The sequence below is a fragment of the Streptomyces sp. NRRL WC-3618 genome (assembly GCF_001280005.1).
GTDB lineage: Bacteria > Actinomycetota > Actinomycetes > Streptomycetales > Streptomycetaceae > Streptomyces.
Window position 1 is genome coordinate 26,349 of the sequence record NZ_LGDW01000360.1, and the last position, 20,080, is coordinate 46,428.

Genomic DNA, 20,080 nt, shown 5'->3' on the forward strand with positions numbered 1-20,080 from the left:
GCGCCTGAGAGGGACCCTCAGCCCTCTCGGCACCGCAGCCCGGAGCAGCAACGGCCGTGGGGTGTGCGGTCCCAAGCGGCCGATGGATGAGGAGCCGGCGCAGTCAGGGCAGAGAGCCCCGGTTCCTCGATCCGTCCTCCTGTGCGGGGAAGACGGAGGCTCTGGTCGTACATACAGTTGATCGCGCGTGCGCGTCTCTCCGCATTGTGGACTAGACCACAGGTGGTGTCCATGCGCGGAGAGTGTTCGCCGCTGTGGCTTTGCGTGCGGTTCGGATACCCGAGGGTCGCCCGTTGGCACTACTCGGACGTCCCAGCATCCTCCGTGCAGCCTAGCCTTGTTGGTTCATGTGCGGGGCCAGATCACCATGGCAATTTCCGCGAGCGCCTCCAGTTCCTCCCGGCTCGCGCCGTCGCGCGCCTGTTGCGACATTCCCTGGAGGATCGCTCCCGCATACCGGGCGAGCGCGCCCGCGTCGGCTCCGGCGGGCAGCTCCCCCGCCGCGACATCCGCTTCTATACGGCTCTGGAAGGCGGCGATGTTCGCGTTGCGCCGCTCACGCAGGGACGCCTCGACCTCGGGGGTCGTGCAGTTGGTGGCCGCGTGGATGACGAGGCAGCCATGCGGGTGACCCGGGTCCGTGTACTCGGCGGCGGCCTCGTGGAACATCCTCCCGATGGCCGCCCGGGCGGTGGGTTCCTCGGCGAGGGCGCGATCGCCGAAGGCCCCGTGCTTCACCGTGTACACCTGCACGACCTCGGCGAAGAGGGACTGGCGCCGATCGAGGCGATCGACGAGGAGGAGTACGACAGGGTCTTCGCGGTGAACGTGAAGGCGCCGTACTTCATCGCCAGGCACGGCATCGACCGGCTGCGGGACGACGGGCGGATCATCAACATCTCGTCGGGCCTCGCCCGCAGCGCGGCGATGCCGGACCTCACGGCGTACTCCATGACCAAGGGCGCGCTGGACGTCCTCAGCCGGGACCTGTCCAAGCTGCTGGGCGCCAGGGGCATCACGGTGAACTCGGTCGCTCCGGGAATCATCGACACGGACGGGACGTCCGAGATGCTGCGGGCGGGCGAGGAGGCAGCGGCGATATCGGCGCTGGGACGAGTGGGGGTAGCGGCGGATGTGCGGACGTGGTCGCCTTTCTCGCGTCGGACAACGGGCGGTGGATGACCGGGAGCTGGGTGGATGCCACAGGAGGTTCGCTGACATAGGGGGTTTCGGGATGCGGCGCACCTGGGCCGCCGCATCCCGTTCTGTTAGATTGGTCTAAACCACACGTCCCTCATAGCCCCTCCAGGTCTCAGTCGAGCGCTCGCTCTCCTCGAGTACGTACGTCGGCCCTCGATGTGTCTCGCGTTCTCCTGAGTTCTCTCTCCAGATCGGCAGGCCCAGCGTGGAAGTTGTCATCGTTCCGGACGCCAAGGCGGGTGGCGAACTCATCGCCGGGGCCATGGCACAGCTGCTCCGGCGCAAGCCGACCGCCCTGCTCGGCGTGGCCACCGGCTCGACCCCGCTGCCCGTCTACCAGGCGCTCGCGGCCCAGGTGGGTTCCGGTGCCGTGGACGTGTCCCGGGCACGCATAGCCCAGCTCGACGAGTACGTGGGGCTGCCGGCCGAGCATCCGGAGTCGTACCGTTCCGTGCTGCGGCGCGAGGTGCTGGAGCCGCTCGGGATCGGCATGGACGCCTTCATGGGGCCCGACGGGACCGCCGAGGACGTGCTGGGTGCGTGCGAGGCGTACGACAGGGCGCTGACCGAGGCCGGCGGGGTCGACCTCCAGTTGCTGGGGATCGGCACCGACGGGCACATCGGCTTCAACGAGCCGTGTTCGTCGCTCGCCTCGCGGACCCGGATCAAGACGCTGACCGAGCAGACCCGGGTCGACAACGCGCGGTTCTTCGACGGGGACATATCGCAGGTGCCGCACCACGTGATCACGCAGGGTATCGGCACGATTCTCGAGGCCCGGCATCTGGTGCTGCTCGCTACGGGCGAGGGCAAGGCGGACGCGGTGGCGGCGACCGTGGAGGGGCCGGTTGCCGCGGTGTGTCCCGCGTCGGCGCTGCAGTTTCATCCGCATGCGACGGTGGTCGTCGACGAGGGGGCGGCTTCCAAGCTGAAGCTTGCGGAATACTTCCGGTACACCTTTGTCAACAAGCCTGAGTGGCAGGGGATTTAAGGGATCTGCGCGTCTGCGCGCTGCTTTTCCCGGTTCCGTTTCCGGCTTCTGTTCCCGGGTGGGGTGTGGCGCGGGGTGCGGGTCCCGCTGTGGCTGGTCGCGGCCTGCGGCGAAGCCGCGTTTCAGACACAGGCCCGCGCCCCCGCCCCTGCGCCCCCGCCAAAAGGCGCCGGTCCCCCCTCAGGGGATCCGGCGCCTTCGGTAGCCGTACGGGTCACTCCCCCGCGATGAACTCCGCCGCCGCCTGGCCGCAGACTCGGGCCGCTCCGTGGGTTGCCAGGTGGAGGGCGCCCCGGCGCGGGGCTTGGGGGACGCCCATCTCGACGACGATCGTGTCGGGGCGGGCGGTGAGGAGGACGTCGAGGGCCGCCGACATCCAGGGATGGCGGTGTTCGTCCCGGACCACGGCCACGACGCGGTTCGGGCCCGCCTCGGTCAGGGCCGCCTCGCCCGCCGCGTCGCCGGTGAAGGTGCCGGTGCGGGTGCCGGGGAGGAGGCGTACCAGCTCGGCTGCCACGCCCCAGGGGGTCTCGTCGCCGACGGCGAAGTTCGCCACGGGGGTGAAGGCAGCCACGTACGGGGGTTCCCGGAGGGGTTCGCAGGGACCGGAGTGCGTTGCCTCCAGGGCTCGGCGGGCCGCCGCGAGGCCCACGTCCGAGGGTGGCGTACGGGAGGTTCGCGGTGCCGATGCCGTCCAGTGGGCCAGCGTGCGGACGCGTTCCGCCGCGTCCGCCAGACGGTCTTCGGGGAGTTCACCGGAGCGGACGGCGTCGATCAGGGCGTCGCGCAGACGGCGTACCGTCTCGTCGTCCGCGAGGCCGCCGCCCACGCAGATGGCGTCGGCGCCGGCGGCGATGGCGAGGACGCTGCCGCGTTCGATGCCGTAGGTGCCCGCGATGGCCCGCATCTCCATGCCGTCGGTGACGATCAGGCCGGTGTAGCCGAGTTCGCCGCGCAGGAGGTCGGTGAGGACGGGGTGGGAGAGGGTGGCCGGGCGGTCGGGGTCCAGGGACGGGATCAGGATGTGGGCGCTCATCACCGCCCTGGTGCCGGCGGCGACCGCCGCGCGGAAGGGGGACAGCTCGCGGTCGAGGACGACGGGGCGGCTCGCGTCGATACGGGGAAGGGCGTGGTGGGAGTCAACCGAGGTGTCGCCGTGACCGGGGAAGTGCTTGGTGCAGGCGGCGACGCCCGCGCTCTGGAGCCCGGTGACGTAGGCGGCGGTGTGGCGGGCGACCAGCTCCGGGTCGGCGCCGAAGGAGCGGACGCCGATGACGGGGTTGGCGGGGTTGGAGTTGACGTCCGCCGACGGAGCCCAGTCGAGGTTGACCCCGCAGGCACGGAGGCGGTGGCCGAGTTCGTGGGCCACGTCCCGCGTCAGCCGAACGTCGTCGATCGCGCCCAGGGCGTGGTTGCCGGGGAAGGAGGAGCCGGTGCGGACCTCCAGACGGGTGACGTCGCCGCCCTCCTCGTCGATCGCGACCAGGACGTCGTCGCGTTCGGCACGCAACTGGGTAGTGAGGGCGGCCAGTTGGTCGGGGGAGGTGATGTTGCGGCCGAACAGGCCCACGGAGGCGAGGCCCTCGGAGAGGCGGCGCAGCAGCCAGTCGGGGGCGGTGGTGCCGGTGAAGCCGGGCTGGAGGACGGTGAGCGCGTCGCGGGTCAGAGGGTCGGCGCGGCGGGCGAATGTCGTCATCGGGTGGGTCATCCCTTCACGGCGCCCGCGGTCAGGCCCGCGGCCATCTTGCGCTGGACGAGGAGGAAGAGGACGACGATCGGCACGGCCATCATGGTGGAGCCGGCCATCATCGGGGCGTACTCGGTGCCGTGCTTGGTGGTGAAGTTGCCGAGCCAGACGGTGGCGGTCTGGTTCTTCTGGCTCATCAGCATCAGGGCGTAGAGGTACTCGTTCCAGGCCTGGATGAAGCCGTAGACCGAGGTGGCGACCAGGCCGGGGGCCAGGAGGGGGAAGACCACGCGCAGGAAGGCGGTGGTGCGGGAGCAGCCGTCGACCATCGCGGCCTCCTCCAGTTCCTTCGGGATGTTGACGATGAAGCCGCGCAGGGTCCACACCGTGAACGGAAGGATGAAGGTGAGGTAGGTGATGATCAGGCCGGTCAGCCGGTCGTACTGGCCGAGGTCGTTGAGGAGCAGGAACACGGGGATGATCATCGCGACCAGCGGGACCATCTGCACGGCCAAAATGCCGACGATGACGATCTTCCGGCCGCGGAAGGCGAACCTCGAGATGGCGAGGGCCGCCAGCATGCCCACCACGATGCCGATCACGACCACCGTCAGGGACACGATGAGGCTGCGGCCGACCGGGCCCCAGAAGTCGGCGATGTTCAGCGCGCGGCGGAAGTTGGCGAGGGTGAAGCCCGTCGGCAGCAGGCTCGGGTCGGGGTCGATCGCGTCCTTGGCCGGTTTGAAGGCCGTGTTCAGCATCCAGTAGACGGGGAAGCCGGCCGTCAGGAAGACGAGCAGGCCGAGGAGGTTCCAGCCGAGTGTGGGCTTCCGGGGACCGGAGACAGTGGCAGTGCTCATGCTGGTCATTCGACCTCTCCGATCTTCAGCATCTGGCGCATGTAGACGGCGACGACTCCGAGCAGCAGCACCACGGTGAGCAGGGCGATCGCCGAGCCCTGGGCGTAGTCGTTGACGGCGAAGGCGCGGTCGTAGGAGTAGGTGGTCAGGAGCTGGAACTCGGCCTCCGGGTGGCCGTTCCGCATGACGAACACCTGGGGGAACACGCCCATGTCCCAGATGACCGACAGGGTCGTGAGCATCACGATGATCGGCTTGAGGATGGGGAGGGTGACGTAACGGAAGACGCCCCAGGCGCCCGCGCCGTCGAGCCGGGCTGCCTCCTCCAGTTCCTTCGGGACCTGGGTCAGTCCCGCGCCGAGCGTGATGACCACGAACGGCACCGCGCCCCAGACGACGAGCAGCATGATGACCGCGAGGCCTTGTGGGCCGCTCGCGAACCAGTTGTGGCCGATCAGGTCGACGCCGGGCAGCCTGCTCAGCAGCGCGTTGACGATCCCGTAGTCGGAGTCGAACAGCCACTTGAAGACGGTGGTCGCGACGATGATCGGCATGCCCCAGCTGGCCACCAGGACGATGTTGATGAGCGTCTTCATCCAGCCGCTGACCCGCTGGAGCAGCAGCGCGATCAGCATGCCGCCGACCATCGTGAGGACCACAGAGCCGACGGCGAAGACGATGGTGCGGACGACGACGTCCCAGAACTCGCTGTCGCCGAGCACCTTGCCGAAGTTGTCGAAGCCCACGGACTCGGCGGGCTGGAAGCCCCACAGCTGGGACTGCCCGAACTTCTGGAAGGACAGGGTGACAAGGCGTACGAGGGGATAACCGAGGACCAGCGCGAGGATCAGCAGACAGGGGGCGAGCAGGGCCCACGGGATCGCGGCGGTGGCCTTCGAGGTCCGCCTTCCGGGGGTCGCGTCCGGGCCGGGCGGCGGTGACGGCGGTGTGTGCCGTGTCGCCGGCGGCAGCTTGGCAGGTGTGGTCGTATCAGCGGCACTCATCCGCGCGCTCCTCAGCGGTCCCTCAGGTCGTACGGTCGTGGCGGTCGTTGCGGTCGTCCAGGTCCTGCGGCGAGCGGGGCCCTCCCCGTGACAGGGCCCCGCCTCGGCGCGCTACTTGACGTTGATGACCTTGTCGATCGCCGCGTCCGCTTCCTTCGCGGCGGCCTCGACCGTCTCCTTGCCGGTGCCGATGTTCTGCAGCATCGTCTGCAGGATCTGGGCCTTCTCGACCTGGCCCCAGCCCGGTGCCATCGGCACGAACCAGTTGGACTCGGCCGCCGTGGCCGGGACCGCCGTCGCCGGGTCGTTCTTCAGGGTGGCGAGGTCGGTCTTGTTGTTGGGCAGGTTGCCCTTGGCCATCAGGCCCTTCTGGCCGCTCGCACCGGTGAAGGCGTTGATCCACTCGGCGGCGACCGTCTGCGCCTTCGACTTCACCGGGACGGCGAGGTCGGAGCCGCCCAGGAACACCGGCATGTTCTTGCCGGAGGGGCCGGGCATCACGAAGTTCTCGAGGTTGCCCTTGAGCTTGCCGGTCTTGTCGTTCTCCGGTGTCTCGGCGCTCGCGCCCTCCCAGGCGGCGCCGAAGATCATGCTGGTCTTGCCCTGGCCGTAGACGATGTAACGGTCGGACTCGTCCTTGGTCTTGTCGCCGTGCATGTAGGTGTCGACGACGTTCTTGAACTCGGTGAGGCCCTTGACGGACTCCGGGGAGGAGAGGCCCGCCTTCCACTGGCCGTCCGACTCCTCGGCGATCGAGCCGCCGGCGTCGTAGACGAAGGACATGGCGGCGTACCAGTCGCGGGTGGGCTGGTACCAGGCGTTGTACTTGTCGCCCTCCTTCTTCTGGATCTTGTCCAGGTCGGAGGTGAGTTCGGCGTAGGTCTTCGGTACGGACTTGACGCCGACCGAAGCCGCCACGTCCTTGCGCCAGTTGGCGACGCGTCCACCGGCGTAGTACGGGACGCCGTACGTCTTGCCGTCGTAGGTGACGGAGGCCTTGAGGCCGTCCAGCCAGGCGGCCGAGTTCTCGAACTTCGCCGGGTCGACGGGGGCGAAGGCACCCTTGACCATGTAGCCGAGCATCTCGGTGTTGCCCATCTCGACCACGTCGGGGGCCTTGTCGGTGGCCAGGACGGCGTCGAGCTTGGCGTTCTTGTCGGGCCAGCCGTAGTACTCGTGGTTGATCTTGATGCCGGGGTGCGCCTTCGTCAGGGTGGCGTCGGCGGCCTTCACCAGCTCGGGCCAGTTGTTCTGCGCGTCCACGGTCAACCAGACCGTCAGTTCCTTGGCGTCTGCCCCGGTGTTGTCCGAGCTGCCGCCGTCACTGTCCCCGCATGCCGCGATGGAGACCATCATGCCCGCGATACCGATCGCGACTATCAGCTTGCGCTTCACGCCACCCTCCTCAGGGACCTGGACCAATGGTGTAGACCAGTAGGCGGAGCTTGGCTCAGACCACACCACCTGTCAAGGGCACTGGAACGCCTTTGACCAGCCGTTATGCGACCTACATATGCAGGAACCTTTAAGTAAGAAAGTGGCGGAAATACCGTGCACACCCATCCCATCCGAGGTAGACCACTCGATGGACACTCCCGTGCGGTCTTTGGCGCGCCTTCCCTGCGATGGACTAGACCAGCAGGGGGCGTGAAGGTATACAGAGGGGATCAGGGAGCGTGTGGGGGCCCGTCCAGACCATTCACCGGTCGAGAGTGGCACCGACCGTGCCACGATGTGAACTTCGACCGGCGGGGCGCCGGCCGCAGCGGCAGCAGAAGCCGGGAAGGCGGAGCATGAGCACCGACGTGAGCAGTGCGGAGAACGAGGGTGGGGCTACCGTCCGTACCGCGCGCGTGCCCAAGTACTACCGGCTGAAAAAGCATCTGCTCGACATGACGGAGACCCAGGCGCCCGGCACTCCGGTCCCGCCCGAGCGCACGCTGGCGGCGGAGTTCGACACCTCCCGCACGACCGTCCGCCAGGCCCTCCAGGAACTGGTCGTCGAGGGCCGGCTCGAACGCATCCAGGGCAAGGGCACCTTCGTGGCCAAGCCGAAGGTCTCCCAGGCGCTGCAACTCACCTCGTACACCGAGGACATGCGCGCCCAGGGTCTCGAACCCACCTCGCAGCTCCTCGACATCGGCTACGTCACCGCCGACGACACCCTCGCCGGGCTGCTCGACATCACGGCGGGCGGGCGCGTCCTGCGTATCGAGCGGTTGCGGATGGCGAACAACGAGCCGATGGCCATAGAGACCACCCACCTCTCCGCGAAGCGCTTCCCGGCCCTGCGCAGGTCACTCGTGAAGTACACCTCCCTCTACACGGCCCTCGCCGAGGTGTACGACGTCCACCTCGCGGAGGCCGAGGAGACCATCGAGACCTCCCTGGCCACCCCGCGCGAGGCCGGCCTGCTCGGCACCGACGTGGGCCTGCCGATGCTGATGCTGTCCCGACACTCGCTGGACAAGGACGGCCAGCCGGTGGAGTGGGTGCGGTCCGTCTACCGGGGCGACCGGTACAAGTTCGTGGCGCGGCTCAAGCGGCCCACCGACTAGCGCCTGTCGGGCTCCTGGGCGGCGACACAGAACCAACCCCCCTATCCGTCGCCGGGGACGGTTCCCTAAAACGGAGCCGTCCCGTAGATTTCCTGCGCATTGCACAAGTGATCACAGGTAATCGGTGAGGGGACGGAGCCATGACATGTCAGAAGCGCCTGAAGTGAGACAACCGGGGGCGGATCAACCGGTGGTGACTCCGATGCGTGTCGTCATCGGGCTCTGTCTCTTCGCACCGTTCGTCTCGATGCTGTGGGTGGGTTCGTACGCGAAGGTCGATCCGGCCTTCATCGGCATCCCGTTCTTCTACTGGTACCAGATGCTGTGGGTGGTCATATCCACCGCGCTGACGATGACCGCGTACCAGCTCTGGCAGCGTGACCAGCGCGCCCGTGGCGCTTCGAAGGGTGGTGCGGACGCGTGAACGACGGCGTGAACGGCGTGGCTCTCGCCGTCTTCATCATCCTCTTCCTCGCGGTCACGGTCATCGGCTTCATGGCCTCGCGCTGGCGCAAGGCCGAGAACGAGAACAGCCTCGACGAATGGGGCCTGGGCGGCCGGTCCTTCGGCACCTGGATCACCTGGTTCCTGCTCGGCGGCGACCTGTACACGGCGTACACCTTCGTGGCCGTACCGGCGGCGATCTACGCGGCGGGCGCGGCCGGATTCTTCGCGGTGCCCTACACGATCCTCATCTACCCGCTGATGTTCGTGTTCCTGCCACGTCTGTGGTCGGTCTCGCACAAGCACGGGTACGTCACCACCTCGGACTTCGTGCGCGGCCGGTTCGGCTCGAAGGGGCTGTCGCTGGCGGTCGCCGTCACCGGCATCCTGGCGACGATGCCGTACATCGCGCTCCAACTGGTGGGCATCCAGGCCGTTCTCGACGTGATGGGCGTCGGCGGCGGTGAGGACACCAACTGGTTCGTCAAGGACCTGCCGCTGCTGATCGCCTTCGGTGTGCTGGCCGCGTACACGTACTCGTCGGGGCTGCGGGCGCCAGCGCTGATCGCGTTCGTGAAGGACGCGCTGATCTACATCGTCATCGCGGTCGCGATCATCTACATCCCGATCAAGCTGGGCGGCTTCGACGAGATCTTCAAGACCGCGGGCGACGCCTTCTCCCAGACCAACCCGGCGACCGGCAAACCGCGTGGCGTGCTCGCTCCCGGCGAGGCCTCGCAGTGGACGTACGCCACGCTGGCGCTCGGGTCGGCGCTCGCGCTGTTCATGTACCCGCACAGCGTGACGGCCGTGCTGTCGAGCCGCAGCCGTGACGTGATCCGCCGCAACTCCACGATCCTGCCCCTGTACTCGCTGATGCTGGGTCTGCTCGGGCTGCTGGGCTTCATGGCGATCGCGGCCGGAGTCAAGGTCACCAACGGCCAGTTGGCGATCCCGCAGCTCTTCGAGGACATGTTCCCCGCCTGGTTCGCGGGCGTGGCCTTCGCGGCGATCGGCATCGGGGCGCTCGTCCCGGCGGCCATCATGTCCATCGCGGCGGCGAACCTCTTCACCCGCAACATCTACAAGGACTTCCTCAAGCCCGACGCGACACCGGCGCAGGAGACGAATGTCTCCAAGCTGGTCTCGCTGCTGGTGAAGGTGGGGGCGCTGGTCTTCGTCCTGACCATGGACAAGACGGTCGCCATCAACTTCCAGCTCCTGGGCGGCATCTGGATCCTGCAGACCTTCCCGGCCCTGGTCGGCGGCCTGTTCACCCGCTGGTTCCACCGCTGGGCCCTGCTGGCGGGCTGGGCGGTCGGCATGCTGTACGGCACGCTGGCGGCGTACGGGGTCGCGTCTCCGACGCAGAAGCACTTCGGTGGCAGCTCGAAGGAGATCCCGGGGATCGGTGAGATCGGTTACATCGGCCTGACGGCGTTCGTCCTGAACCTCGTCGTCACGGTGGTCCTCACCTTCGTGCTGAAGGCGCTGAACGCCCCCGACGGCGTGGACGAGACGAAGCCCTCGGACTACACGGCGGACGCGGGGGATCCGGGCGTGGCGGTCGAACTGCCGCCTGCCACGGCGGCCGCCGCCCACTGAGGGCTCCGCCGGGTCCGCGGTTCTTCGTCCGCGGGCCCGGCGGGGGCTTGTCGCGCGGCTCCTCGCGCGCCTGAAGGGCGCTCAACTGACGCCACGACACAACATGTGGGGGTGCCTTCGGTGCCCGACACAAGATGTATGCTCATGCTCGCTGTCGCCGCAGGGGAATCCGGTGCGAATCCGGAACTGTCCCGCAACGGTGTACACGCGCTATTCGTGCCTGCGCACGACTGTGCGCGCGGCCAGTCCGAGGACCTGCCGACAGCGCGCCCGGCCAACCGGTCCGGGTGCCTGACGTCCGGGCCTCGCGGAGTGGGCCGGTGGACGCGCGCGTACCCGTAAGGCGTCCGTGTGCCCCGCTGCCCTCCGCAAGGCCCCGTGCCGAGCGAGGGAGAGCCCCCCTAGTGACCATCGCGCCAGCCGAACCGGCTTCAGCGACCCCAGTGGCCCCGGTCGAGACGGACGGTCCCGGTACCGCCCTGCTCCGGACCCTGACCGAGCTGACCGCCGACCTCCCCGACACCGACCCCGGCCGGGTCGCCGCAGCCGCGCTGCGCGGGCGGTCCGCGCGGGCCGACATGTCGGAGCTGCGCGAGCTGGCCACCGAGGCGGCGGCCGGCCTCATCTCCGAGGACCCCGCCTACTCCCGGCTGGCCGCCCGGCTGCTGACCGTCACCATCGCCGAGGAGGCCGCCTCACAGGGCGTCACCTCCTTCACCGAGTCGGTCGCGGTCGGACACCGGGAGGGTCTGATCGCTGACCGCACCGCCGAGTTCGTCCGGCTGCACGCGGACCGTCTGAACTCCCTGATCGACGTCGAGGGCGACGACCGCTTCGGGTACTTCGGGCTGCGGACCCTCCACAGCCGGTACCTGCTGCGCCACCCGATCACCCGCCGGGTCATCGAGACGCCCCAGCACTTCATGCTGCGGGTCGCGAGCGGTCTGGCGGAGGACGAGACACCCCGCGCCCTCGAAGAAGTCGCCGCGCTCTACCGGCTGATGAGCCGCCTCGACTACCTCCCCTCCTCCCCCACCCTCTTCAACTCCGGTACGCGGCACCCCCAGATGTCGTCCTGCTACCTCCTCGACTCCCCCCTCGACGAGCTGGACTCCATCTACGACCGCTACCACCAGGTCGCCCGCCTCTCCAAGCACGCCGGCGGCATCGGTCTCTCGTACTCCCGGATCCGCAGCCGCGGTTCGCTGATCCGCGGCACCAACGGGCACTCCAACGGCATCGTGCCGTTCCTGAAGACGCTGGACGCCTCCGTCGCCGCCGTGAACCAGGGCGGCCGGCGCAAGGGCGCGGCCGCGGTCTACCTGGAGACCTGGCACTCCGACATCGAGGAGTTCCTGGAGCTGCGCGACAACACGGGTGAGGACGCCCGGCGTACGCACAACCTGAACCTCGCGCACTGGATCCCGGACGAGTTCATGCGCCGGGTGGACTCGGACGCGCTCTGGTCGCTCTTCTCCCCCTCCGACGTGCCCGAACTGGTCGACCTGTGGGGCGCGGAGTTCGACGCCGCCTACCGCAAGGCCGAGGCCTCCGGGCTCGCCCGCAGGACCATCCCGGCCCGCGATCTGTACGGCCGCATGATGCGGACGCTCGCGCAGACCGGCCAGGGCTGGATGACCTTCAAGGACGCGGCCAACCGCACCGCCAACCAGACGGCCGAGCCGGGCAGTGTCGTCCACTCGTCGAACCTGTGCACCGAGATCCTTGAGGTCACGGACGACGGGGAGACGGCGGTCTGCAACCTGGGTTCCGTGAACCTGGGCGCGTTCGTCGTCGACGGGGACATCGACTGGGAGCGGCTGGACGAGACGGTCCGTACCGCCGTCACCTTCCTCGACCGGGTCGTCGACATCAACTTCTACCCGACCGAGCAGGCGGGCCGCTCGAACGCGCGCTGGCGCCCGGTCGGCCTGGGCGCGATGGGCCTCCAGGACGTCTTCTTCAAGCTGCGGGTCCCCTTCGACTCGCCCGAGGCCAAGGCCCTCTCCACGCGCATCGCCGAGCGCGTCATGCTCGCCGCGTACGAGGCCTCCGCCGCCCTCGCCGAGCGCAACGGGCCGCTGCCGGCCTGGGAGAAGACGCGTACGGCCCGGGGTGTGCTGCACCCCGACCACTACGACGTGGAGCTGAACTGGCCCGAGCGCTGGTCGGCGCTGCGGGAACGCATCGCCACGACCGGGATGCGCAACTCCCTGCTCCTGGCGATCGCGCCCACCGCCACGATCGCCTCGATCGCCGGTGTGTACGAGTGCATCGAGCCGCAGGTGTCCAACCTGTTCAAGCGCGAGACGCTGTCCGGCGAGTTCCTCCAGGTCAACTCGTACCTGGTACGGGAGCTCAAGGACCTCGGCGTGTGGGACGCCCGCACCCGTGAGGCGCTGCGCGAGTCGAACGGCTCGGTGCAGGACTTCGCCTGGATCCCGGCCGACGTACGCGCCCTGTACCGCACGGCGTGGGAGATCCCGCAGCGCGGACTCATCGACATGGCCGCCGCCCGGACCCCGTTCCTGGACCAGGCGCAGTCCCTGAACCTGTTCCTGGAGACGCCGACCATCGGCAAGCTCTCCTCGATGTACGCGTACGCCTGGAAGTCGGGCCTGAAGACGACGTACTACCTGCGCTCCCGCCCGGCGACCCGCATCGCCCGCGCGGCACAGGCGCAAGCACCGATCCCCGCGCAGCAGCCGACCCCCGAAGAGGCCGTCGCCTGCTCCCTGGAAAACCCCGAGTCCTGCGAGGCCTGCCAGTAATGAGCACCACCCACTCCGACAAGAACCTGCTCGACCCGGGCTTCGAACTCACCCTGCGCCCCATGCGCTACCCGGACTTCTACGAGCGCTACCGGGACGCCATCAAGAACACCTGGACCGTCGAGGAGGTCGACCTCCACTCGGACGTCGCCGACCTGGCGAAGCTGTCCGAGGGCGAGCAGCACATGATCGGCCGGCTGGTCGCGTTCTTCGCGACGGGCGACTCGATCGTCTCGAACAACCTGGTGCTCACGCTCTACAAGCACATCAACTCCCCCGAGGCGCGGCTGTACCTGAGCCGCCAGCTGTTCGAGGAGGCCGTGCACGTCCAGTTCTATCTGACGCTGCTGGACACCTACCTGCCCGATCCGGCCGACCGGGCGGCGGCCTTCGACGCGGTGGAGAACATCCCGTCCATCCGCGAGAAGGCCGAGTTCTGCTTCAAGTGGATCAACGAGGTCGAGAAGCTCGACCGCCTGGAGACCCAGGCCGACCGCCGCCGTTTCCTGCTCAACCTCATCTGCTTCGCCGCGTGCATCGAGGGCCTGTTCTTCTACGGGGCCTTCGCGTACGTCTACTGGTTCCGCAGCCGGGGTCTGCTGCACGGTCTGGCAACCGGCACGAACTGGGTCTTCCGGGACGAGACGATGCACATGAGCTTCGCGTTCGAGGTCGTCGACACCGTCCGCAAGGAGGAGCCGGAGCTGTTCGACGAGCGGCTTCAGCAAGAGGTGACCGACATGATGCGGGAGGCGGTGGCGGCGGAGCTCCAGTTCGGCCGCGACCTGTGCGGGGACGGGCTCCCGGGCATGAACACCGAGTCGATGCGCCAGTACCTGGAGTGTGTCGCCGACCAGCGCCTGGCCCGCCTGGGCTTCGCGCCGGTGTACGGCTCCGAGAACCCCTTCTCCTTCATGGAGCTGCAAGGGGTCCAGGAGCTGACCAACTTCTTCGAGCGCCGTCCGTCGGCGTACCAGGTGGCGGTGGAGGGCTCGGTGTCGTTCGACGACGAGTTCTGATCCGGTCGACGCTCACGCCGCCCGGATCACGTCCCGGGCGGTGATGGCCGGGCGGACCCGGGCCGCCCGGTCGGCGTCCTGGGCCTGCCGGGCCTGCTCGGCCTCGCGCAGTTGGCGATCGATGCGCCGGTCGCGGGCCAGGCCGAGCAGGGCCGGGAGGGCGAGGGTCACGAAGATCGCGACGACGAAGAGCGTTCCGACGATGTTGTCCGTTGCTGTGTTCATGGACATCAGTCTTGTCCTGAACACTCCTGGCCGTCAGTGGCAGGACTGCCGCACACCATCGATTTCCTGCCAATGCCGCGGCATACTGGGACCATGCTCGAAAACGTGGCCGTCGCGCTGCTCGACGGCGTGAACCCCTTCGAACTCGGCGTCGTCTGCGAGGTCTTCGGCCTCGACCGCAGCGACGAGGGCCTGCCCGTGTACGACTTCGCGGTCGCCTCGGCCGAGGGCCCGACGCTGACCACGCACGCGGGCTTCTCCCTGACCACGGAACACGGGCTGGAGCGTCTCGAGACGGCCGACCTGATCGCCGTACCGGCCGGCCAGACCTACGCGGCCCGCGAGTATCCGCCGGAGCTGCTGGACGCCCTGCGACGGGCCGTGGAGCGCGGCGCCCGGATCCTCAGCGTCTGCTCCGGGGCCTTCGTGCTCGCCGCCGCGGGACTGCTGGACGACCGGCGGTGCGCGGTGCACTGGCGGCACGCCGAGGAGCTGGCCAGGCGTTATCCGCGGGTCCGGGTCGAGCCGGACGTGTTGTACGTCGACGAGGGGCCGGTGATCACCTCCGCCGGGACGGCCGCCGGGATCGACGCCTGTCTGCACCTCGTACGGGAGGAGCACGGGCCCGAGGTCGCCAACGCCATCGCCCGCCGGATGGTCGTACCGCCGCACCGGGACGGCGGGCAGGCCCAGTACATCGAGCGGCCCCTGCCCCGGTCGCGGTGCGACACCGTCGGGGAGGTCCTGGTGTGGATGGAGCGCCATCTCGACGAGGAGGTGACCGTCGAGCAGCTCGCCGAGCGCGCCCACATGTCGCCCCGCACCTTCGCCCGCCGCTTCCAGCAGGAGACCGGCACCACGCCCTACCGCTGGATTCTGCGGCAACGCGTGCTGCTGGCACAGCAGTTGCTGGAGGCGACGGACGAGACGATGGACGCGATCGCCTGGCGCACCGGGTTCGGCAACGCGGCGGCGCTGCGCCACCAGTTCGTACGGTCACTGGGGACCACCCCGCAGGCGTACCGGCGTACGTTCAAGGGCCCGGAGGCCGCCTGAGCGTACGCCTGTACCGCCGTCGGACCCCTTCAGCGCGGGGTCGCCCGCAGCAGCATCCGGTCCGGGTGCAGGGTGATGCCCACGCGCACCGCGTCGCGTGATCCGGGCACCCGTTCGAACCGCCACTTCCTGGCCATCTCTGCCGTGAGGATGGTCAGCATGGCCATCGAGAAGTGATCACTGGGGCACTTGCGGTTGCCCACGCCGAACGGCGTCATCGCGTACTTGGGCAGGTCCTTGACGGGTTCCGGAAGCCAGCGGTCGGGGTCGAACTCGGTGTTCCGCTCGTACGAACGCGGATCGCGCTGTATCGCGTACGGGCTGTACACGAGATCGGCACCGGCCGGAATCCGATAGCCGCCCAGCTCGGTGTCGGCCACCGCCCGGCGCGTCAATATCCAGACGGGCGGCTGCAAACGCATCGTCTCGACGATGACATTGTTCGTGTGCGCCAGCTTGTGGACGTCCTCGAATGCGACCGGCCGGTCGCCCCCGACGGATTCGGCCTCCTCGGCCACCTTGTTGGCGTGCTCCGGATGTTCGGCGAGGACCTGGAGCAACGACATGATCGTGGAGGCGACGGTTTCGGCACCCGGGGTGACTATGGCGACGACCTGATCATGGATCTCCTGTTCGCCTATGGGGTCGCCATTCTCGTTCTTCGCCGTCAGCAACGCCGTCAGCAAATCGTCCGGATTTTGACCGGATGCGCGGCGTTCGGCCACGATCTCGTCGACGACGAGATGCATATCGGCCAGGGCCCGGTTGAATTTGCGGTTGGCCGGAAGCGGAAGCCGGTAGAGCGGTCCCGCCGGGATCACCATGCGCCGGTACATCCCCAGGAACACCGTGGCGAGCGCGTCGCACAGCCGTTCGGCGCGCTCGTCCATGTAGTCGCCGCGCAGCAGACAGCGGGCCGCGATGCGCACGGCGACCCGGAAGGACTCCGAGGTGCAGTCGATCACCGCACCGGGCCGCAGCCGCCCGGCGAACGCGCGTGCCTCCTCCACCATGATGGGCCCGTACTCGGGGAGCACGTCGAGCCTGAACGCGGGCTGGATGGTGCGCCGTTGACGCCGGTGGGTGGGCCCGTTGGCGGTGGCCACGCCCTCCTTGCCGAGCAGCCCCTCGAGGGACTCCCACAGCGGGCCGCCGATGATGTAGTCGGGGTTGAGGGCGAGTTCCCCGACCAGTGCCGGCGAGCTGGCGGCGTACACCGTCTTGGGGCCGAGTTTCAGCCGTACGACGTCGCCGTGGTCGCGGAGCCGGGCGAAGTAGCCCAGCGGGTCGCGGACCAGCTGCCAGCCGTGACCGAGAAGCGGGACGCCGCCGCCCGCGTAGGGCGGATCGGGCAGCTCCCTGACGTCGGGGGACGCGGAGCGTACTGATTCGACGGTCATTTCTCACCTGCCGCTTCGTTGTTGACGTAGGGGGGTGTCGAGCGGTCGTCCCAGTTGTCGACCATGTAGCGGCCCGACTCGTGGTGGAACCAGTAGACGGAACTGAACCAGTTCCGCATATTGCCGAGGCAGGCGATGGCGGCGCTGCTCATTTCGCGTCCCCGCACACTGCCGTCGTCGAGTGATTCGGCGAAACGGCGCGCTTCCTGTTCCGCCGCGACGAATTCGAGAACGACGTCCTCGACTCGCTTCCTGAGTTCCGCTATGGCTTCTTCGAGTGTCAGCCTCTCGTGCCTGATGAGACTGATACCGAGATTGTGGACCTCGTCGCCCGCGATTTCCTTCGGGAATGAGCAGAGGTCGTTGTACCAGGCGGCGAATTCCTGGCTCAGCAGCGCCGCCCGATGAAATGCGGGGTTTTTCCTCACGGCGGTGGAGAGTTCGATACCCGCGCACGGTTCCAGGAGGTCGGTCCAGATCCAGTGCGCGAAGGTGAGCCGCCGCAGTTCGAGGTATTCCTCGACTTTGGGAACGATTCCGTTTGCACGGTTGTGGAACTCGCGGTCGTACGCCTTGATCACCCCGTGGAAGTGCCGCGCGAAGCGGGCGTTCCACCTCCTGCCCAGGAACGAGTACAGCCGCAGCACGCTGTCCGCGAACCCGGCGACCAGCGGATCCCGGTGGTACAGATACAGCCCAGGAGCGTCCAGCACGGAGTGGAGCCGGTTCTTGAGGTGTCGCCAGGCAGCGGGCCGCCCGTGCACGATGTCCCGGTCGTGGCGGTCGTCCCAGACGAAGAACCAGGCACTGAAGTCCGCTATCGCCTGGAGAACGTCGTCCGGAGCGCCGAGGTAGTAGCCGGCCATGAGGTCGGTATAGCAAAGGCCGTCGGCATATTCTTCGACCTTGTCGGCCGACATGAGGCGTTTTTCCAGCAGCCAGCTCCTGGTGTTCTCCTGCAGTCGGGGCCAATACGGGTGCAGTTGCCGGGGAAACGCCGCCTCGATCACCGGCAGAGCCAGTGACGGTGGGATCGCTACCGCGGGTGTCGCCGGTGAGGTGCTGTATGGGAAAGCAGGCACGAACAAACCCCTCTCAGCCGCGAGTTGGCGCGACACCCCTCCCTCTGTGCCGGGCGTGCGCCGTTGCGTATCCCCGCACTTCCCATTCAGCACTACAACTGACCATTCTGGGAACGGATTTGCTTCCTTCACTACCCCAAGCTGCCGAGAATCCCCTCACGCCTGACTGGTTCTGGATCACCAGGAGGACACTTGGGTCCGACTCTCGATCGGACGTACGACACGAACACGAACGGCCCCTGGGTCAGGGGCCGTTCGTGTTCGTGTGCCTCAGGAGTTCTCAGTCGTTCGCGACCACGGGGTAGCGGGGCTCGTTCTCGGCCATCTGCCGCAGGGCGTCCTTGCGCTCGCGCTTGGAGAGCCGGTCGATGTACAGGTAGCCGTACAGGTGATCGGTCTCATGCTGCAAACAGCGCGCGAAGTACCCGGTGCCCCGCACCTTGATCGGGTTGCCCTTCTCGTCCTGCCCGGTCACCTCGGCGTAGTCGGGCCGGGCGAGCGGCGCGTACGCGGTCGGCACGGAGAGGCAGCCCTCGTTGCTGTCGTCCAGCCGGCGCCGGTCTGCGGGCAGCTCGACCAGCTTCGGGTTGCAGATGACGCCGGTGTGCCGGGTGCCCTCGTCGTCCGGGCAGTCGTAGATGAAGACCTTCAGGTCGACGCCGACCTGGTTGGCGGCCAGGCCCACGCCCTCGGCGGTGCGCTGGCTGGCGAACATGTCCGCGACGAGCTGGTCCAGCTCCGCGCCGAACTCGGTGACGTCCTGGCACTCCTTGTGCAGCACCGGGTTTCCGACGACCGTGATGGGCCGCGAGGTCCCCCGCTCGCGCCAGGCGGCCTCACGCTCCTCGCCGTCCTCGGTGTCGATGACGAATCCCTCGTCGTCCACGGGAAGCACGCCCACGTGCTGCTGATCGGTGTCCTGCTGCGCCATGCCGACGTATGCCTTCCTACAAAAACCGGGGAGAGTTGCGAATACAGCGTACGGGCAGCGCCCCGCAGGGGCGCGCCCGTAGGGGCGCGGGGAACTGCGCGACCAGCCACGACGAACCCGCAGCCGAATACGGTCCGCGCACCCCCTAACAAACCTCTTCCAGATCCCGCCAATCCCGAGTCTCCGGACTGTCAGCCACCCACCCGTCCAGCAACCCCCTCACCAACGAAGCCGGGGCAGCAATGCCACACTCCCGCTCAGGCGCCCAGAACTGCCCGTCCGTACGATGCCCCAGCGGCCCGGGATGCCCCGGCTCACTGTGATCGTGCGGATCAAGATGCTCCCCGTCCCCCTCGTCGGACGGCATACGCGACTCCGAGCACATGCGGCACAGCAACCGCACCGACGACGACCAGTCCTCCGCCGCGAACCCGGCGTCGGACGCCAGCCGCTCCAGGGCGTCCCGGTCGTCCTCGGACGCGGCCTCCAGGAGGACCACCCAGGTGGGCACCGGCGAGGGCGCCCACAGCTCGATCTCGTCGAAGACGGGGTAGGAGTGCCCGGCCGCGGTGGTCCGCTCGCCGTGGGGCACCCCGTCGTGCAGCACGACCTCGCCCCAGCGCCGCCCGGAGGACGGCAGCGGAATCGACAGCACCTCGATACGGGCGGGGTCGAGCCGTCGCCCCCACACGACCTCGGCCTCACCTTCCGGCGACAGCCGTACGGCCGCGCTGCCCAGGTCCATCCCGGCGGGCTCACCGGCGGCCGTCGCACCGCCGGGCACCCGCAACCCGTACGCCTGCCAGGCCCGCCGGGCCAGCGGCCAGTCCTGGAGGGCGGTGGCCGCGATGCCCACGTTCCACCAATCGGGGGCCCCGGTCTCCCGGTCGAGCAGCGCGACGGCGCGCAGACCGGCCGCCCGGGCCTGCTCCCAGTCGTGCCGGAACTTGTGCAGCAGGGCCAGATTGAACCAGGACTCGGACAGCCAGGGTTCAAGATCGGCGGCACGTGTCAGCAACGCGCCCGCGTCCTCGTACCGCCCGTCGCCGATCAGCGTGAACGCGCGATCGGTGGCCTGCCGCCATGAGGCGGAGGGCCGGTGCCGCCCCTTGCCGAAGATCCTCACGATTCCCGCCTGCCAGTGCCGTGGAGTGGGCCGGCTTCTGCCCCCGTACAGCCTCTCCCTCGCATCCAACCACGGACCGCTGGAGGGGCGCTCATTACCCATGGGTTACCCAACCCGGGGC

General features: G+C 68.5%; 16 protein-coding genes, 2 pseudogenes and 1 riboswitch. Of the genes and pseudogenes, 8 read left to right on the forward strand and 10 right to left on the reverse strand.

The window, feature by feature from the left end; translation table 11 throughout:
- Positions 1-345: 345 nt before the first annotated feature.
- A pseudogene (locus ADL01_RS46635) lies at positions 346-777 on the reverse strand (TetR family transcriptional regulator C-terminal domain-containing protein); the annotation flags it as partial.
- On the opposite strand from ADL01_RS46635, the pseudogene ADL01_RS46640 reads away from it, so the two are divergent.
- Positions 778-1,223, forward strand: a pseudogene (locus tag ADL01_RS46640) (SDR family oxidoreductase); the annotation flags it as partial.
- 182 nt (positions 1,224-1,405) lie between these two features.
- The gene (nagB, locus tag ADL01_RS26415; protein ID WP_053744519.1) at positions 1,406-2,191 is read left to right on the forward strand and encodes a glucosamine-6-phosphate deaminase; all 786 of its coding nucleotides are present in this window, start codon (positions 1,406-1,408) and stop codon (positions 2,189-2,191) included.
- Between the two features lie 214 nt (positions 2,192-2,405).
- Here the strand turns inward: nagB and ADL01_RS26420 are convergent, their stop codons facing one another.
- From ADL01_RS26420 to ADL01_RS26435, 4 genes are all read right to left on the reverse strand, one after another.
- A complete protein-coding gene (locus tag ADL01_RS26420) occupies positions 2,406-3,887 on the reverse strand; it encodes a glycoside hydrolase family 3 protein (RefSeq protein ID WP_053744520.1) in 1,482 nt (493 codons plus the stop codon).
- Positions 3,888-3,895: 8 nt separating this feature from the next.
- Positions 3,896-4,738 (reverse strand): carbohydrate ABC transporter permease, encoded by an 843-nt coding sequence (locus ADL01_RS26425; protein ID WP_053744553.1) that lies wholly within the window; start codon positions 4,736-4,738, stop codon positions 3,896-3,898.
- A gap of 5 nt (positions 4,739-4,743) precedes the next feature.
- Positions 4,744-5,742, reverse strand: coding sequence for a carbohydrate ABC transporter permease (locus ADL01_RS26430; RefSeq protein WP_053744521.1), 999 nt, complete (start codon positions 5,740-5,742; stop codon positions 4,744-4,746).
- 111 nt (positions 5,743-5,853) lie between these two features.
- Positions 5,854-7,137 carry an extracellular solute-binding protein gene (locus ADL01_RS26435; protein WP_053744522.1) on the reverse strand — a complete coding sequence of 428 codons (1,284 nt, stop codon included), beginning with the start codon at positions 7,135-7,137 and terminating at the stop codon, positions 5,854-5,856.
- A gap of 398 nt (positions 7,138-7,535) precedes the next feature.
- On the opposite strand from ADL01_RS26435, the gene ADL01_RS26440 reads away from it, so the two are divergent.
- The 5 genes from ADL01_RS26440 to ADL01_RS26460 all read left to right on the forward strand — a co-directional run bounded on the left by ADL01_RS26440 (position 7,536) and on the right by ADL01_RS26460 (position 14,139).
- Entirely contained in the window at positions 7,536-8,300 is a 765-nt protein-coding gene (locus tag ADL01_RS26440; protein WP_053744523.1) for a GntR family transcriptional regulator, read from the forward strand.
- Positions 8,301-8,445: 145 nt separating this feature from the next.
- The gene (locus ADL01_RS26445; RefSeq protein ID WP_078960764.1) at positions 8,446-8,724 is read left to right on the forward strand and encodes a DUF3311 domain-containing protein; all 279 of its coding nucleotides are present in this window, start codon (positions 8,446-8,448) and stop codon (positions 8,722-8,724) included.
- Entirely contained in the window at positions 8,721-10,349 is a 1,629-nt protein-coding gene (mctP, locus tag ADL01_RS26450; protein WP_053744525.1) for a monocarboxylate uptake permease MctP, read from the forward strand. The genes ADL01_RS26445 and mctP overlap by 4 nt, the downstream gene beginning before the upstream one ends.
- 101 nt (positions 10,350-10,450) lie before the next feature.
- A riboswitch (cobalamin riboswitch) is annotated at positions 10,451-10,627 on the forward strand.
- A gap of 126 nt (positions 10,628-10,753) precedes the next feature.
- Positions 10,754-13,120 carry a ribonucleoside-diphosphate reductase subunit alpha gene (locus ADL01_RS26455; protein WP_053744526.1) on the forward strand — a complete coding sequence of 789 codons (2,367 nt, stop codon included), beginning with the start codon at positions 10,754-10,756 and terminating at the stop codon, positions 13,118-13,120.
- On the forward strand, positions 13,120-14,139 hold the full coding sequence (locus ADL01_RS26460) for a ribonucleotide-diphosphate reductase subunit beta (protein ID WP_053744527.1): 1,020 nt from the start codon (positions 13,120-13,122) through the stop codon (positions 14,137-14,139). The genes ADL01_RS26455 and ADL01_RS26460 overlap by 1 nt, the downstream gene beginning before the upstream one ends.
- 12 nt (positions 14,140-14,151) lie before the next feature.
- Here ADL01_RS26460 and ADL01_RS26465 read toward each other — a convergent pair whose 3' ends face one another.
- A complete protein-coding gene (locus tag ADL01_RS26465; RefSeq protein ID WP_063783592.1) occupies positions 14,152-14,364 on the reverse strand; it encodes a hypothetical protein in 213 nt (70 codons plus the stop codon).
- A gap of 93 nt (positions 14,365-14,457) precedes the next feature.
- Here ADL01_RS26465 and ADL01_RS26470 point away from each other — a divergent pair, with 93 nt between their 5' ends.
- Positions 14,458-15,420, forward strand: a complete 963-nt coding sequence (locus ADL01_RS26470) for a GlxA family transcriptional regulator (RefSeq protein ID WP_053744529.1) — start codon at positions 14,458-14,460, stop codon at positions 15,418-15,420.
- A gap of 29 nt (positions 15,421-15,449) precedes the next feature.
- Here ADL01_RS26470 and ADL01_RS26475 read toward each other — a convergent pair whose 3' ends face one another.
- From ADL01_RS26475 to ADL01_RS26490, 4 genes are all read right to left on the reverse strand, one after another.
- Positions 15,450-16,820 (reverse strand): cytochrome P450, encoded by a 1,371-nt coding sequence (locus ADL01_RS26475; protein WP_053744530.1) that lies wholly within the window; start codon positions 16,818-16,820, stop codon positions 15,450-15,452.
- A complete protein-coding gene (gene cyc1, locus ADL01_RS26480; RefSeq protein ID WP_078960767.1) occupies positions 16,817-17,902 on the reverse strand; it encodes an epi-isozizaene synthase in 1,086 nt (361 codons plus the stop codon). Before cyc1 ends, ADL01_RS26475 begins: the two co-directional genes overlap by 4 nt.
- 280 nt (positions 17,903-18,182) lie before the next feature.
- Positions 18,183-18,833 carry a peptide deformylase gene (def, locus tag ADL01_RS26485; protein ID WP_053744532.1) on the reverse strand — a complete coding sequence of 217 codons (651 nt, stop codon included), beginning with the start codon at positions 18,831-18,833 and terminating at the stop codon, positions 18,183-18,185.
- Positions 18,834-18,978: 145 nt separating this feature from the next.
- Complete coding sequence (locus ADL01_RS26490) at positions 18,979-19,959, reverse strand: tetratricopeptide repeat protein (RefSeq protein ID WP_053744533.1); 981 nt, start codon at positions 19,957-19,959, stop codon at positions 18,979-18,981.
- Positions 19,960-20,080: the final 121 nt, after the last annotated feature.